This window comes from Paraburkholderia sp. BL10I2N1 (genome assembly GCF_004361815.1).
Taxonomy (GTDB): domain Bacteria; phylum Pseudomonadota; class Gammaproteobacteria; order Burkholderiales; family Burkholderiaceae; genus Paraburkholderia.
The window spans coordinates 1,894,916-1,909,712 of the sequence record NZ_SNWA01000002.1; the positions used below are offsets into that span (position 1 = coordinate 1,894,916).

At 59.6% G+C, this 14,797-nt stretch carries 11 protein-coding genes; 6 read left to right on the forward strand and 5 right to left on the reverse strand.

The features are described from left to right. Nucleotides 1-214 precede the first annotated feature (214 nt). Nucleotides 215-1,180: a sulfonate ABC transporter substrate-binding protein gene (locus B0G77_RS30670; RefSeq protein WP_133665633.1), complete on the forward strand. Its 966-nt coding sequence runs from the start codon at nucleotides 215-217 to the stop codon at nucleotides 1,178-1,180. 40 nt (nucleotides 1,181-1,220) lie between these two features. Here B0G77_RS30670 and arsC read toward each other — a convergent pair whose 3' ends face one another. Further along, entirely contained in the window at nucleotides 1,221-1,580 is a 360-nt protein-coding gene (arsC, locus tag B0G77_RS30675) for an arsenate reductase (glutaredoxin) (protein WP_133665634.1), read from the reverse strand. A 919-nt stretch (nucleotides 1,581-2,499) separates the two neighbouring features. On the opposite strand from arsC, the gene parA reads away from it, so the two are divergent. Both parA and B0G77_RS30685 read left to right on the forward strand, forming a co-directional pair. Next, complete coding sequence (gene parA, locus B0G77_RS30680; protein ID WP_133665635.1) at nucleotides 2,500-3,162, forward strand: ParA family partition ATPase; 663 nt, start codon at nucleotides 2,500-2,502, stop codon at nucleotides 3,160-3,162. A gap of 24 nt (nucleotides 3,163-3,186) precedes the next feature. Then, nucleotides 3,187-4,251, forward strand: a complete 1,065-nt coding sequence (locus B0G77_RS30685) for a ParB/RepB/Spo0J family partition protein (protein ID WP_133665636.1) — start codon at nucleotides 3,187-3,189, stop codon at nucleotides 4,249-4,251. Between the two features lie 73 nt (nucleotides 4,252-4,324). Here B0G77_RS30685 and B0G77_RS30690 read toward each other — a convergent pair whose 3' ends face one another. Next, the gene (locus B0G77_RS30690) at nucleotides 4,325-5,677 is read right to left on the reverse strand and encodes a replication initiation protein (protein WP_133665637.1); all 1,353 of its coding nucleotides are present in this window, start codon (nucleotides 5,675-5,677) and stop codon (nucleotides 4,325-4,327) included. Nucleotides 5,678-7,915: 2,238 nt separating this feature from the next. On the opposite strand from B0G77_RS30690, the gene B0G77_RS30695 reads away from it, so the two are divergent. Beyond that, on the forward strand, nucleotides 7,916-9,118 hold the full coding sequence (locus B0G77_RS30695; RefSeq protein WP_133666949.1) for a DNA-binding protein: 1,203 nt from the start codon (nucleotides 7,916-7,918) through the stop codon (nucleotides 9,116-9,118). Between the two features lie 110 nt (nucleotides 9,119-9,228). On the opposite strand, the gene B0G77_RS30700 is transcribed toward B0G77_RS30695, so the two are convergent. Continuing rightward, the gene (locus tag B0G77_RS30700; protein WP_243751281.1) at nucleotides 9,229-10,224 is read right to left on the reverse strand and encodes a site-specific integrase; all 996 of its coding nucleotides are present in this window, start codon (nucleotides 10,222-10,224) and stop codon (nucleotides 9,229-9,231) included. A 308-nt stretch (nucleotides 10,225-10,532) separates the two neighbouring features. Here B0G77_RS30700 and B0G77_RS30705 point away from each other — a divergent pair, with 308 nt between their 5' ends. Beyond that, entirely contained in the window at nucleotides 10,533-12,278 is a 1,746-nt protein-coding gene (locus tag B0G77_RS30705; protein ID WP_133665639.1) for a mechanosensitive ion channel domain-containing protein, read from the forward strand. A 13-nt stretch (nucleotides 12,279-12,291) separates the two neighbouring features. On the opposite strand, the gene B0G77_RS30710 is transcribed toward B0G77_RS30705, so the two are convergent. Then, the gene (locus B0G77_RS30710) at nucleotides 12,292-12,687 is read right to left on the reverse strand and encodes a DUF2471 family protein (RefSeq protein ID WP_133665640.1); all 396 of its coding nucleotides are present in this window, start codon (nucleotides 12,685-12,687) and stop codon (nucleotides 12,292-12,294) included. 126 nt (nucleotides 12,688-12,813) lie between these two features. Beyond that, nucleotides 12,814-13,443, reverse strand: coding sequence for an XRE family transcriptional regulator (locus B0G77_RS30715; protein ID WP_133665641.1), 630 nt, complete (start codon nucleotides 13,441-13,443; stop codon nucleotides 12,814-12,816). 153 nt (nucleotides 13,444-13,596) lie between these two features. On the opposite strand from B0G77_RS30715, the gene B0G77_RS30720 reads away from it, so the two are divergent. Continuing rightward, on the forward strand, nucleotides 13,597-14,796 hold the full coding sequence (locus B0G77_RS30720; protein ID WP_133665642.1) for a glycine C-acetyltransferase: 1,200 nt from the start codon (nucleotides 13,597-13,599) through the stop codon (nucleotides 14,794-14,796). The last annotated feature ends 1 nt before the right edge of the window (nucleotide 14,797 follow it).

Here is a 14,797-nt window from a genome sequence, read left to right on the forward strand (position 1 = left end):
GTCGATTGTAGCGGACACTGAATACAACGACATCGAGGCTGCCCGGCGCGTGCGAAATAACCGACGTGCTGTTCGAGCGCGCAATGCCTCGCGCGCGCGGCGAGATCCGTGATTTGCTTATGCGAATCCATCGGTTCGCTTTTCGCTGCACGCGCCTTATCGTTGGGCGCAAGCGGGCCGCTTCGCGTCCGTCCCAACTTCGAAGTCATCGCTTATGTCACGAACCTTTCCGTTGACGCGCCGTGCGTTCCTCGCCGGCGTAGGGGCCTCGCTGGCCACTGCAGTCCTGCCCGTCTTCGCAGATACGCGCGCTAAAGAACTCCGTATCGGATACCAGAAAGCTGCCAATACGCTGGTGCTGCTCAAGTCGCATCAGACGCTTGAAAAGCGGCTCGCGCCGCAGGGCATCACGGTCAAATGGACAGAGTTTCCAGCCGGCCCGCAACTGCTCGAAGGGCTCAATGTCGGTGCGATCGATTTTGGGTATGTGGGCGAAGCGCCGCCCGTCATCACGCAGGCAGCCGGCGCGAATTTTGTCTACACAGCGTATGAAATTCCGACGCCGCACGCTGAGGGCATTCTCGTGCACCAGGACGCGCCGATCAGATCGATCGCCGATCTGAAGGGGAAAAAAATCGCCTTGAACAAAGGCTCGGATGTGCACTGGTTCCTGGTCGCCGCGCTCCAGAAAGCCGGTGTTAAGTACACCGACGTCCAAACAGTCTTCCTGCCGCCGGCCGACGCACGCGCCGCGTTCGAGCGCGACGCCATCGACGCGTGGGCCATCTGGGATCCCTTTCTCGAGGCGGCGAAACGACAGTCGAATGCGCGCTTGCTCACGGACGGCTCAGGCATCGTGAGCCATCACCAGTTCTTCCTGAGCGCGCGGCCATACGCGCAGCAGAATAGCGACGTGCTCGCGAGCGTACTCGACGAAGTCGGCAAGGAAGGCGAATGGGTACGTGGTCACTATGCTGAGGCGGCCGCGCAACTCGCACCGATTCAAGGTCTGGACGCGAGCGTGATTGAGGCGGGGCTGCGGCACTATGCTCACGTCTACAAGCCTGTCGACGCCGCGGTTCTCGCCGAACAGCAACACATCGCGGACACCTTTACCGAACTGCGCATCATCCCGACGAAGATCGTGACGAAAGATGCGGTGCTTGCGGCGCAGGCGTAGTTTACGGGCTGCTTAGCGCACCCGGCTTCAGACGGAACGTCTATCGGAAGAGCGCCTCGACGGCCTCCGGCGGACGCCCAATGACAGCTCGCCCGTTTCGCACGACGATCGGCCGTTGCAGCAGGACCGGATGGCGTTCGATTGCTTCGTATAACTGAGCGTCAGTCAACGCGGGATCGGCAAGACCGAGGTCTTTGTATTCCGGCTCGGTGTCTCGAAGCATTTCGCGCACCGGGCGCGCCAGCATCTTGTTGAGTTGCTTCAGCTCCGAAACGGTGAGCGGGTTCTTTAGATACTCGACGACGTCTACCCGTTCTTTCGCCTCGTTATAAACATTCGTGACGAGGTCGCACGCGCCGCGCGATTTCGAACAGCGTGGGTTGTGATAGATCGTGATCATGGTTGACTAAGGTTGGGTTGGTTCGTGAAGGTTCAGGGAAGCGTGGATTTTAGCGGCTCGGGAGGGGCGGGCGGAGATCATGGCTGACTTAAGCGCGTTGCCCTCGTTACGCGCGAAATGATGGAGAGGCTATCTCGTCGCGTTTGTGCCTGGTTTTCGTCTCAAATAACCCCGTCCGTGCCCACGCTGTCTGAGACTTTCCGTCTCTCGACGCGCCGGTTGAGCGGCACCATCCACGGACTTTGCGGGCAACCCGAATACGCGTGGTACAAACCGTCATTCAGAAGGTTCGTGCCTCTACTCATATTTGCTGCCCTGTTGTGCTCTCGGTGAACGAGCGGCCAATTGCCATAAGCAAGGCAGCGATGCCGTCCCGAAGACCGGGTTGGTCGCCTGCCCGGTATCCGGATGCGTGCGAAGCGTCTCGTCTTCCGTCACGTGCGGGTGCACGATCGACGTTTTCGGGGAGATGCCCCTGTGTCGACTACTCCACATTCGTGCGAGGCCATCATCGCAACAAGAATCCAGGCGTTCATTGCCGTGGAGCGCGACCGGACACCGATCGAAGTTTATGCGCATAAAGCCAGCTCATCGAACGCTGTCCGAGCTACGCGTTCTCGATAGATCAGGGCCACGTCTCCCGACGGTCGAAGCATACGTACAGACGCAGGCTGAACGCCAGTCGAACAAGGCGCCTCGCGCCTCATAAGCAAGCCGAAGTTTCGTCATCTTGCTCGTCGCGAGATCCAGAGCACGCGTGACAAAACAGCCTGCAGCCGACCATCGCTAAATCAACGGGGCCCGTTTATGCGCATAAACCTTGGCCAACTGGCTATTGGTCGCATTCAAACAACGAAAATGATTGAAATAGAAATTCATCACGGTAAAATCCATCAGCGTCTAAAAAGGAGGTGAAGAATTGGCAGCTGAAATCATCGCGGTCACGCAACAAAAGGGTGGGGTCGGCAAGAGCACCATTGCGATGCATCTGGGCGCCGCCTTCCACGAAAAAGGCAAACGCGTTCTGGTTGTGGATGCCGACGGCCAAAACACCCTCGTGCACTGGGCCAGCGCCTCCTCCGATAGCGAATCCGGCATTCCGTTTCCCGTTGTCAATCTGTCCGAGGCTGGAGGACAAATCCATCGGGAGATCAAGAAGTTCGTCGGCGACTACGACATCATTGTCGTTGACTGCCCACCATCGATCACGGAGAAGGTCTCCGGCGTCGTATTGCTTGCCGCCACGGTTGCCGTCCTTCCCACCTCATCCTCGCCTGCGGACTATTGGTCTAGTCTCGGCCTCGTCAAGCTTGTTCAACAGGCGCAGGTCATGAACGAAGATTTGCGCGCGGTGTTCCTCCTCAACAAGACGGAAGAGAAGCGAATGCTGACGCGTGAGCTCAAGCGTGCGCTGGAAGGACTCGGGTTTCCTTTGCTGAAGACCCAGATTCCGACCCGTGAGGCCTACAAGCAGGCTATGGCGCTCGGACAAACCGTTCTACAGATGAACGACCGAGGGGCGAAACTCGCTAGCTTTGAGATAAGGGCGTGCGCCGATGAAATCGCCGCCTTGCTACCCTGAATTTATGCGCATAAAGGACCCTGAATGAAACCCTCTCAATTTGCTAAAGGCTTCCAGGCGCGTCCGGACACGACTAGCAGTGAAAAACGCACCGCACTCGATCGCCTTAACGCGATCGACGGTCTGGTTCAGCGCAACGCGCCAAAGACCCCGGATCTCCCAGACCGACCCAGTCAACCTGATATCAAGCTGGTTCAGGAAGAGGCCGACGAAACTCAGTCGTTGAATGAGTCTCCGGCATATCATGTCTGGCGCGTCGAGCATGGCTATCGTCCGGGACAAGTCATCGAACTTGCCCTGAAGGCCATCAAACCGAGTCCTTTTAATCCCCGGCATTTCTACCTGAAGTCGTCAATCGCGGAACTCGCTGTCAATCTGGCCAAGCAGGGACAGCAGCAGGCAATCCACGTCATCCCCGATTACGACAACCCCGGCACCTATTACGTCAGCGACGGCGGTCGCCGTGTTCGCGCACTGAAGGAAGCGAACAAGGAGACGGTCAAGGCGATCGTCATCGACCTGCCGATCGGCATCCAGAGCTACAAGCTAGGCTACGATCTCAACGTACAAAGAGATTCGCAGACGGTCTTCGATAACGCAGTCGTCTGGAAGCGCTTTCTGGAAGACAAGCATTTCCAGAGTCAGAAGGAACTCGCCGAGCACCTTGGTCTCGACGAATCGACCGTTGCCGTCGCATTGTCGATCGCGAAACTCCCAGAACCCGTGATGCATGAGATGGTCGCCCGGCCGGATCGTTTTGGTTCGAACATGGCCTATCAGGTCGGTCGGTATCACAGCGCGCGCGGTGCCGACGCAACATTGCGTCTGATTAACAAGATCCTGTCCGACGATCTAAGCACGCGTCAGGTCGCGGACATCGTCAAAGGTCGCGCAACTGCGCAGGAAAGCACCAAACCCCCAGGGCGCCAGCGCTACGCACAGCGACTCGACATCAAGCTCGACGGCGTTGCGGTGGGGGATTTGAAGTCGTACGGGGATGATCGACTGGAACTCCGGCTGCGCGGTCTGTCTCGCGAGAAACGCGACGACATCCTCAAGCAGCTTGAGCAGATGTTGTTGTCGAAATAACGGAAATCGGGCCGAAGACGTGCCCGGTAACCCACTTCAGGCTCCAGGCACCGCCTTCATGGGAAGCACCTTGTCAGGCAGCCCTCGACTGGCTCAAGGTGAAAGAGAGCAAATCGCCGTCGGTGGGTTCGCCCCAGGTCTTGTGGGCAAGCCAATCAAAGAAGGCCGTTTCAGCCAGCTTCGAATCGAGGCCTCGGCGACGCCAGTCGTCACGCATGTGCGTGCCCAACGTCGGGAGTTCGTCGTTTTCGAATGACTGACGCGCCAACTCCCGCTCTGACTCACCTTGCTCGTCGTAAAGCGCCCGAGCTTCCTTGCGCCGATACGCGGAGTATTCGCCGAGTAGTCGCGCTTTCAGGTCGTCCGCCGGCACGGCTGCCGCTCCACCCTTGCCGCCACCAGCCGAAGGCAACGCATCGACCGGTGGCGCATAACCCTTCTTCAACGCGTCCTTGAAGAGCGCGGGCGCACTGCGCACGGGCGGCAACGTCGTGCTGCGCATGCGCTGTTCGGTCATTTGCAGCGCGGCGCGAATCCGGTTTTCCTCACTATCGGCGTAAAGCGTCTGTGCTTCCTTCAAAGGAATGCCGATTTTGACCATCCGGTCGACGAGCGTGCTATCGAAAACGTTTGGATGTTCGTCGAGTGCGAGCATCGGTTGCTTTCGCTCCGTCACCCGGAACTGGATCTCAGCGACACGACGGCCTTCGCGATGTTCGATCAACTCGACGAAGATGTTCGTTACCGCGTTGACCTCGGCGATCGCCGGGCGCAGGTAGTCGCGTTTGAAGTATTTATATTCCCGTTTGGCTTCGTCACCGGCTTCGGTGTCCGGCGTGCCCGACAGAATAGGGCGCCACCACTCCCACGACTCACGCATCGTCAGATGGCTGGGATTCGTCAGATAGCGAACACAGATTTCATACAGCGCGAGGCCCGCGCTACTTCGCAACTGGCTCTGGAACTGCAGACTCAGACGCGCGTATTGCACCGGATCGAGCAGCTTCTTTTTGATCTTGGGCGCAAACGAGAATTCGACCCACACACGGCGAGTCGCAGGATCTTCCAGAATTTCGGCGTCCGCGATCAGTGTGGAGATACCCCACTTACGGCCAGGCTTCTGGCTCGACGTCCCGGTGCTCCATTCCACCTGCACGGACACCATCCGGCGCAGGTGCTCCTTGACCAGAGCGGTATCGTTCGAATCGAAAGCCGAGTTCGCGACGATGTCAGAAAGCAGGGCGCGGTAGGTATCGCCTGATTCGTCCGCCTGCTGTGCGACCGCGAGCAGCACGTTAAACAGTTTACGGGTAAGCAGCGTGATTTTGCCGCTCTTGGGCTGAATGGCGATCGCCTCGACGGCTTTACGTAGTTCCGCAGAGCTAGGGCTCACCACATCGGTCTTCTTCGCGCGCTTCGTGGCCATGCGTCGGGTCGAGGAGGGATTTGGCGAAAGGATACCGGCTGCGGTGATGCGCGTCTACAGAGACTCTCTCACCATTCCCGGTGAAGTGTGTTTACGAATCGCGACTCACCTCGAGTTAGTCCCGAAAATGCTCACCTTTTCTATATAGCAATCAATCCGTGCAGCTTTGCGCGTCGCGGGATCGGCACACGTGCCCAGAATCGAAGCATCCACAGGGCGATCCTTCGGCTCCCGTATCGACTCACCTTTAGGCTTGTCGTAATTTTGCGACGGAATTTCGGCCACGGAGAGGTGGTTTAAAACTCCGGCGAGCAGCGCGCGCGACTGCACGGTGAGCCCCTCGGGGCTCAGTCCATAACCAAGCCCCCAGCGGAGCCAAAATTGGACTGCGCGTCAGTCGATTCGATTGGTTGTGGGCCGCCCCAATACCGGAAGAGCACCACGGCCTCAATCCCCCGTGACCACACAGGTCCGCGCCAATAGTCGCCCTCGAAGGACCAGCGACCCAGTAAAGCCCCTCGCCACTGGGCCGGTCAAGTTCTTCGGGCTAGACGGCTCTCGTACCCGGACAAGCCGCCGGCGCCACCATGCAGCGGCAGACCGCCCGCAGGTCACAGGCACGCCTCGAACTGCGGGCAGCACCTCAGAATCGAGGCACGGCGCCGCACAGCCTCCTGGCTGCTCCCGGAGAAAGCCGCCTCGCAGACTTGAGCGCCCCATTGCGACTGCCGGAAAAACCGACTGTAGCGTGAAGAGACGATTACAAGGGCGCTCCCGGCACTCCAACATCAAACGACGATGCTCAGCAATGGCCGCCGTAATGCGCGCAAAGATCCGGGCGCGTGTCGGTCGGTCCTGAAAACTCTCACCTTTGCCAGCCGTGCATGCCTGAAAATACGGGCCTTGCCGCCACCGAGCGGGCAAAACACCGGTATTTGACTCCCGAAAACTCTCACCATTGGCCCAAAACGCATGGCCAATCCACCGCCCCCGCCTGCCCCCGAAAACTCTCACCTTTGGCTCGACGAGCGAAAATGTCCAATCATTCCCGGTACTTACCCTCAACCTATTGGCTCCAGACACCATTCGACCAAGTCCCGAAAAACCTCACCTGAACCGCACGGTTGCGCCGAATCGCCGAAATCAGGAACCCAACAATCAGGTCCTGAAAAATCTCACCCTTCGATGCTCAGTGACCCCGAATTCGCGCTCACCGATCAACTCCAGGCGTGCTTTCCGGGGAAGTGATCACAAACTTGCTCCCGAAAATGCTCACCAAAGGTCACCAGAAGGAGAAAAATCCCTCCTGAAAAGGCTCACCTTTACCAGCAATCGGCCAAACGTCCAGGATTTCGCGAGGCTTCGAAGTAAACATCCCGAATATCCTCACCCATCGGGGCTGTTTATGAAGATCGGGCAGCCTCGGCGTGCGCCAGACCCTTCAAAATCCGACCACGACCTCCCGCAAATCCTCACCTCAGCCGCCAGAACGCCTAAAAATCAGCGATTCCGGTCGTCGGCTCCCGAAAAAACTCACCTTCGAGTCGCATTTCGTCCTGTGATCGCTCACCAATCGCCTTTACAAGCCCAAATCAGGGCAAAAAAGATGGCTCATTCGACGTCCCGGAAGCGCTCACCCATCAATTTCACTGATTTTTCGGCATGCGCTCCATACAGACTGGCTATACGCGCGGTCGGGTCCCGTAGAAACTCACCTTTGCGTTTCCCCTGGTTTTACGACCGCTCCCGAACCCCCTCACTACCTGTCCCGGAGCACCTCACCGACGTCCCCGAACCCCATCACTCCAGGATCCTGCATCGCCTCACCACCTCTCCCGTAAAGCTTCACCTCACTTCCCGCAAACCCTTACCTGGAAAGGATTTGCCGTGGCGTTAACGTTTTTAACATGGGTTCAAGGGTGTTTACTTCTACTACTCTCAACAAGAGCCCCGCGAGTTCCCGCAGGAAAACCGTACCCTACAAACCGTCTCCAAGGCATGCAGCTCGTGAAACAAGGCCACGCCGTTGCCAAACATCGAAAACTTCTTTCTTTACAGAAGCTTAGCGACTATTCTTCGATTTGTTTCACGGAAAATCCTCGTCATGTAACACAAGAATCGGGCACAGACAGGAAAAGCGTCGTCCGCGCACAACGATTTTCACTGCAGACCCAAATTCGTAGCAAATACTACGTAAATTGTTATGATTCATCGAATCCCAGCTCGCTCGAGACATACATGAATTCAGACGAAGAACGCCGGGCGATCCGCGAGGAACTCGAATCGATGCGCGAAAACGGAGCGCGTCGGCAGGAACTGTCGCTGCACGCTTGCAAGCGGCTTTTTTTCGACCTTGGAATCCGTCCTTCCATGGCGACGGTGCGCGACCTCACGCAGACAGGTAGCGCGAGTGACATCCCAAAGGACATCGATAGTTTCTGGGAACGGATTCGCTCGGTTTCGAAAGTACGCGTCGGTGCCGGTGCGATTCCTAAATCGCTCGAAGATCGGGCAGGCGAACTGCTCGGCGCCCTCTTCCAGGAAGCGATGAGCCACGCCCGTTCGACGTTAGATGAAGACCGCGGATCCATGCAGTCCGAGATAGCGGCTGCCGAACAGAAAATCCGCGAAACCGAAATTCGCCGGGAGGCTTCGGAAGAGGCTGTCCAGCGCGCAGAAGCGCGCGCCGACTCCGCATGGAACCGGGTCCGCGAACTGGAAGCAGCACGGGCAGCGGCAACGACGCATGACGCCGCCCATCATGAAAGCCTTCAGGCAACGGTCAGCCGTATCGAGGCCGAAAACGAGACACTGTGCAAACGTCTCGATACCGAACAAGCGACCAATGCGGGTCTGCGCGATCGCATCGACGCGCTTCACACCGAATTGCGTCAGAGCACCGAGCACTATGCCCAGCAGATCAAAGACGCGGTTGCCGAAGCGGAACGAAGGGTCAAACCCATGCTGGTCGAACTTGATTCGTTACGCAGCATGGCGGCCACGTATCAGGCCGGTGTGCGCGAAGCAGGTCGCAAGGAGTTCGACTTTATTCAGCAGATCGCTTCAGCCAAAGCGCGTGCCGACCGACTCGACGCACAATTACGCGAGCAATCGGACGAAATCGATCGGCTGACCGCGGAAATCGCGACGCTGCGCGGACAACAGCGCATCGATCCGGCTGTCGCGAGCGTGATCTGTGAGCTAGCCGGTGCCGGCCGGCTCACCGCAGACGAACTCGCCAGCATCGGTACCTCGGCTGACAGTCTGGCTTCTCTCCCTCAACGCTGTCCGAAATGCCATGAAGGTGAGCCAGAGCTCTCGCACGTCGATCTCCGCTACGAATTGCAATGTCCTGAATGCGAGCATTCGTCCGGGATGGGCGGCTCCCGACTGGAGGCGATCGCCCGCTTTCTCTCGTCGTCTATTTCCGCGCCGGCGTGAATGCCGCGGAGCGGCCTTCCAGACCTGCCAGCCAATAAGGTGAGACGATTCAGGAGCTTAAAGGTGAGCTGTTGCGGGAACAGCATCTAACCCAGGCGCGCGCCGGCGGGCTATTCCGGCTCTGTTGGCGCGGCCGAATTCGGGCCATCAATTGCGCGCGCTTCCTGTTTATCGACCCAGTTTCGCCACGCGCGATGCAGCCGGTTCGCCGATACCGGCTGCATGAAGCCGAGCCACTGGCCAACCAGTTCAGGTGCGACGCCGCTTTCAAACAGGTCCGCCGCGAACGTATTGCGCAGCGTGTGCGGACTTGCACGCGCTTCTCGCGATCGAGCGATGCCCGCCGCTTCGATAAGCGCGTCGACTGAACGCAGCATCGTTGCCTTGTGCATCGGGCGTCCCGACGGAGAGGCCGGAAACACAAGATCGCCTTGCAGTTCGGAGAGTCGTCGTTCAGCTAGCCATGCATCCATGATTGCCACGGCGAACGGAGACAGCCGGGTGCGCCGCGCGAAAGCGGGATTTGCGGCGTCGATGGTGACCCATGGCGACCCTGGACTGACACAACTAACAGCAAGCGCACGAGCCTCGCCAGTTTTTATCCCGCCGCCGAGAAATGCCGCGATCAACGCGCGATCCCGACGTTCCCGCCATCTAGCCGCAGCCGATAGCTCGGTCAGCGGCGCGAATAAATGCGCGACCAGCATCGCGCGCTCACCTGACGTGAGGAAGCCGGTTGGCTCGTTGTCACGCGCATTGCGCCACGCCGCGTCACCGTCCTGAGCGATGAATCTTGCGGGATTCGTCGAAGCCATTTCGACTTCCCGCACGTGATCGAGCACGCGCTCGATCAGCCGTAAATACCTGACACGCTGCGGTTTTCGAATCTCAAGGCTCGCGACGAAATTGGCGATGGTGCGCATGTCGACCGTCGTGAGGCTCTTGCGCCGGAGCTTCAGCCAGTCAAGAAATAGTCCCCACTGCGCGCGATACACGTCTGCGGAAGAACTCCTGAAATTCTGTTTTGCGAGCCATGCGTCGAACGCAATGCGCGGATCGCGACGCCAGTCTTCACGTTGCTGGTCGAAGAGATCGGTGCCTGGCATGTGCCGGTCAGGCGAGGAGGAAGGATGTGAAGCGACCATGGTCTAAATAACTGTTAGTTGCGTCGAAGTGTAGGGCATCCCGGGTGTGCCTTCCAGTCTCCGCCCGGCATATTTACATTTCAGAGGCCATTTCGTATCCTCGACTCGACGACTGGTCGTAGAGTCGACTCTTCCCCGAACGCTTTGCCTTGTCGTCTTCGACTCCCAGCAGCGCCTTTGTGGCCGTTGCGGTACGTACGGTCTGCTTGCACGGCCATCCGCCTCGCTATTCGGGACGCTGAACCGGAACATCTTGCTAAGGATTGCCGATGATGTTCGATCGAGTGTTCAAGCTTGTGGCGGCTTGCGCGTTGTTTAGTCTCACGCTTCTGTCAGTCGATCCTGTCCTCGCGCAGGCGAGCTCGACGCCTTCCGCAGGCGCGACGCCGCCGGCCAGTGCCGACTTACGGTTCATGGACCGTCCGATCACCACGTTCCGCGCGACGCTGGGCGGTCTGACGCCCGAACAGCGGGTGTCGCGCTCGCAAAGGGCTCTCGAGTCGCTAACTGGACCGACGGTGGAGGCGCCGGTCGAGCTGTTTAACGTAACGATCGAACAAAAGAACGGCGTTGCCTTTCGCGTGCGCGACCGTATTCTGTTCACGCTGGTCGAAGATGACCTCGATCCCGACGATGACCGCTCGTTTGATGCCGTTGTTGCCGAGACGCGGGCACTGCTGTTAGCGGCGTTGAACGCGCGCCAGGCGCAACTGCACTGGCCGGACATCGCACGCGGCCTGATCTATTCGGCGCTCGCGACGGCCTTGTTGCTGGGACTCGTGTGGGTCATTGGCCGGATGCGTTCGAGGTTGCAGGCGAAGATTCAGTACGCGGTCGAGCGTCACGTTCTGCACCGCACAGCCAAATGCTTCGACTGGACCGGTTCGGCGTTTCAGCTCGCGTACCAGATCGTCCAGATCATGGCGCTGTTTCTGGTTCTCGCGCTCGTTTATTTCTATCTGATCTTCGTTCTCGAACAGTTCCCGGCGACCGAGCCTATGGGCGCGCGTCTCAGTGGATTCCTATGGTCGCTGATTGACCGGTTCGCACTTGGGGCGGTCAGCGCAATTCCGGGCGTGGTCACCGTCATCGTCATCTTCCTGCTCACACGGGCGATCCAGAGCCTGATCGGCAATGTTTTTCAGGCTATCCAGTCGGGCCGTTTGACGATTCCCGGTCTGCACCCGGAGACGGCGGGGGCGACGCGCCGCGTCATTACCATCATCGTCTGGGCGTTGGCCGTTACGGTTGCCTACCCTTACTTTCCGGGCGCGCAAAGCGACGTGTTCAAAGGCCTGAGCGTACTGTTCGGCCTGATGGTGACATTCGGTTCGGCTGGAATCGTCAACCAGCTGATGAGCGGGATGGTCGTCATCTACAGCAGGGCGTTTCGCAAAGGCGATCTTGTCAAGATCGGCGAAACGACAGGCATTGTGCTGCGTGTCGATACGCTTTCGGTAAAGCTCGTCAACCTGCGCCAGGAAGAGGTGACGATCCCGAACGCGCTGGTAGTGGGCGCTGTCGTGCGCAACTATTCGAGCCTCGCGGACCAGCAAGGTGGCACCTCGCTGTCGACGTCGGTGACCATCGGCTACGACACGCCATGGCGTCAGGTTCACGCCATGCTGACGATAGCCGCTGGGCGAACCCGCCACCTGCTTGGAGAGCCGGCGCCGTTCGTCTTGCAGCGCGCGCTGTCGGATTTTTACGTCGAGTACGAGCTCTACGCATCGATGGAAAATCCCGCGCAGCGGCCGCTGATTCTGAGCGAGCTGCACGGCCACATTCTCGACGTGTTCAACGAATATGGCGTTCAAATCATGTCGCCACACTTCGAAGAGCAACCCGACGCGAACGTCGTGGTGCCGAAAAGCGGCTGGTTTCCGGCGCCAGCGCGGCCGCCTGCTCAGGCGGGTACTCAGGCAGCAGGGGTGGTGGATGCAGTGGCCAGTCAGCCTGCCACGCCAACCCCTACCGGCTCGACCCGCAATGGCGTACAGGAGCCACGGCGCTAAAAACCCCGCCGGATCATCCGCCCCACGACCGTGCCCGGCGACCGGCTACGTCCGTCGCACGCCCCGCCGCAGCCTGGGATGCCGTACGCTCCGCTTCTTCATACGTGCTGACCGCGAACGCGAAAACAGCCGGCAATGCGTTGGACGAGCCGAAGTCCACCGACTCATCGGTTTCCGGATAAGGCAGATCGTCTGGCCGCTGAAACAGGCCAAGCATCAGCGCGTCGTGCCGGCTGGCGCAACCCAGGTCGGCGAGTGCCTCGGCTTCGATTGCATGCAGCAAGCGCCACGTAAGCGGTACCTGCTGCACGATGCAACGCGCCGCGATATGACGCACGATGTGTTCGAGGTCACGGGCCGCGGCGTTAAAGCGCAGAGCGGCCAGATCATGGTCGTTCGGGTGGTTCATGTTTGGCTCCATCAATCCCCGTATACTGTACAAATATACAGTGCTTGATGCAACCTCAGCCATTCGGCCGAGGCGCGAGCCGGCCCGCATTGCGCTATCGTGGAATGGTTTCAGGCGCGCGGAGGCTTAACCGTGAATCACCACCAGCAAGGCTTTCGCCTCGCCCTTTCCTGCATTGCGTATCGCGTGCGGCTCGTCGGCGATATAGCGCGCCGTGTCAGCGGCTTTCAATTTGCGCGTCGCGCCTGCCGCTTCGATTTCGATCGCGCCCTGCAGCACCGTCAAATGCTCGCGCGTACCCGGCTCGTGCGCATTCGATACCAGCGCTCCGCCCGCCTGCAGCGTCAATTCGTACCACTCGAACTTACCCGCCAGCTCGATCGGCCCCCACACCCGCAACTGATAGCGGGCCTCGTGCCCGCTCAGCGTCGGGATCTCGTGCGGGCCGGACACGGCAATGGCCTCCGGCGCCTTTTGCTGCGCAAACAGCGAGTCGAGACTGACGCCGAGCGCGTTCGTCAGCCGCCAGGCAACTGCGATAGTCGGGTTCGCCTTGTCGCGCTCGATTTCCGACAGCATCGACTTCGATACGCCGGCCGCGCGGGACAGCTCGTCGAGCGTCATCCGCCTTTCACTACGCAACCGCTGGATCTGTTCGCCGACGCGCGGCGGCGCCGCAACCGTCGAAGCGGACTGTGGGCCGGACGCGGCAGGCGCGAAAAGTGTGGAACTGCGCCGGGTCCCGGAACTTGCCATTTAATGACCTATCGTTTAGAGTTGTTCGACATACCGAATTTTAGTTCGGAAAAACGAATTTGTCCGATAAAGCTGACTGCCGACTATAACAGGCCGCCGGCACGCGGAACACTGTGACGGCGAGATCCGCCGACCCATTCAGGAGCCTGATTCATGCGTGATCCCTTTCTCGTCCATCTGCGCAGCACACTCGACCAGATCCGCGCCGACGGCTTTTACAAAAGCGAACGTGTGATCGCGAGCCCGCAATCAGCCGAAGTACACCTCGAGGCCGGCAACGATGTGCTGAACTTCTGCGCAAACAATTATCTCGGCCTCGCGAACGATCCGCGCCTGGTTGCGGCCGCGAAAGACGGCCTCGATCGAGATGGATTCGGCATGGCGTCGGTGCGCTTCATCTGCGGCACGCAGACCGTGCACAAGGAATTGGAGCGCGCACTCGCCGCGTTTCTGCAAACCGACGACTGTATTCTCTACTCCAGCTGCTTCGATGCGAACGGCGGCCTGTTCGAAACCTTGCTCGACGAATCCGACGCCATCATCAGCGACGAACTGAATCACGCAAGCATCATCGACGGTGTGCGGCTGTCGAAGGCAAAGCGCTTTCGCTACAGGAACAATGATCTGGCCGACCTCGAAGCGAAGCTGCGCGAAGCCGACGCCGCCGGCGCGCGCTTCAAGCTGATCGCAACGGACGGCGTGTTCTCGATGGACGGCATCATCGCCGACCTCGCGGGCATCTGCGATCTCGCGGACCGTTACGGCGCGCTCGTAATGGTCGACGACTCGCACGCGGTGGGCTTTATCGGCGAGCATGGCCGTGGCACGCCGGAGCACTGCGGTGTGCTGTCGCGCGTCGACATCATTACCGGCACGCTCGGCAAGGCGCTGGGCGGTGCGTCGGGCGGCTATGTCGCCGCCCGCAAGGAGATCATCGAGTTGTTGCGGCAGCGCTCGCGGCCCTATCTGTTCTCGAATACGTTGACGCCGAGCATCGCCGCTGCGTCGCTGAAGGTGCTCGAACTGCTTGCCAGCGACGAAGGCGCGAAGCTGCGCGAGCGCGTGCGCGCGAACGGCGCGCACTTTCGCAGCGCGATGAGCGCGCTTGGTTTCACGCTCGTGCCGGGTGAGCATCCCATCATTCCCGTCATGCTTGGCGATGCGCAGCTTGCATCGCGCATGGCGGACGCGTTGCTGCATGAAGGCGTCTATGTGATCGGCTTTTCATTTCCGGTTGTACCTAAAGGCCGCGCGCGCATTCGCACACAGATGAGCGCCGCACACACGCCAGAGCAGATCGATCGTGCCGTTGACGCATTCGCACGCGTCGGCCGGTCCCTCAACGTTATCTAAA

Excerpts from the sequence above, each read along its gene's own strand:
- B0G77_RS30670 (WP_133665633.1), top strand. The coding sequence starts at position 215 with ATGTCACGAACCTTTCCGTTGACGCGCCGTGCGTTCCTCGCCGGCGTA.
- arsC (WP_133665634.1), bottom strand. The coding sequence starts at position 1,580 with ATGATCACGATCTATCACAACCCACGCTGTTCGAAATCGCGCGGCGCG.
- B0G77_RS30685 (WP_133665636.1), top strand. The coding sequence starts at position 3,187 with ATGAAACCCTCTCAATTTGCTAAAGGCTTCCAGGCGCGTCCGGACACG.
- B0G77_RS30690 (WP_133665637.1), bottom strand. The coding sequence starts at position 5,677 with ATGGCCACGAAGCGCGCGAAGAAGACCGATGTGGTGAGCCCTAGCTCT.
- B0G77_RS30695 (WP_133666949.1), top strand. The coding sequence starts at position 7,916 with ATGAATTCAGACGAAGAACGCCGGGCGATCCGCGAGGAACTCGAATCG.
- B0G77_RS30700 (WP_243751281.1), bottom strand. The coding sequence starts at position 10,224 with ATGCCAGGCACCGATCTCTTCGACCAGCAACGTGAAGACTGGCGTCGC.
- B0G77_RS30705 (WP_133665639.1), top strand. The coding sequence starts at position 10,533 with ATGATGTTCGATCGAGTGTTCAAGCTTGTGGCGGCTTGCGCGTTGTTT.
- B0G77_RS30710 (WP_133665640.1), bottom strand. The coding sequence starts at position 12,687 with ATGAACCACCCGAACGACCATGATCTGGCCGCTCTGCGCTTTAACGCC.
- B0G77_RS30715 (WP_133665641.1), bottom strand. The coding sequence starts at position 13,443 with ATGGCAAGTTCCGGGACCCGGCGCAGTTCCACACTTTTCGCGCCTGCC.
- B0G77_RS30720 (WP_133665642.1), top strand. The coding sequence starts at position 13,597 with ATGCGTGATCCCTTTCTCGTCCATCTGCGCAGCACACTCGACCAGATC.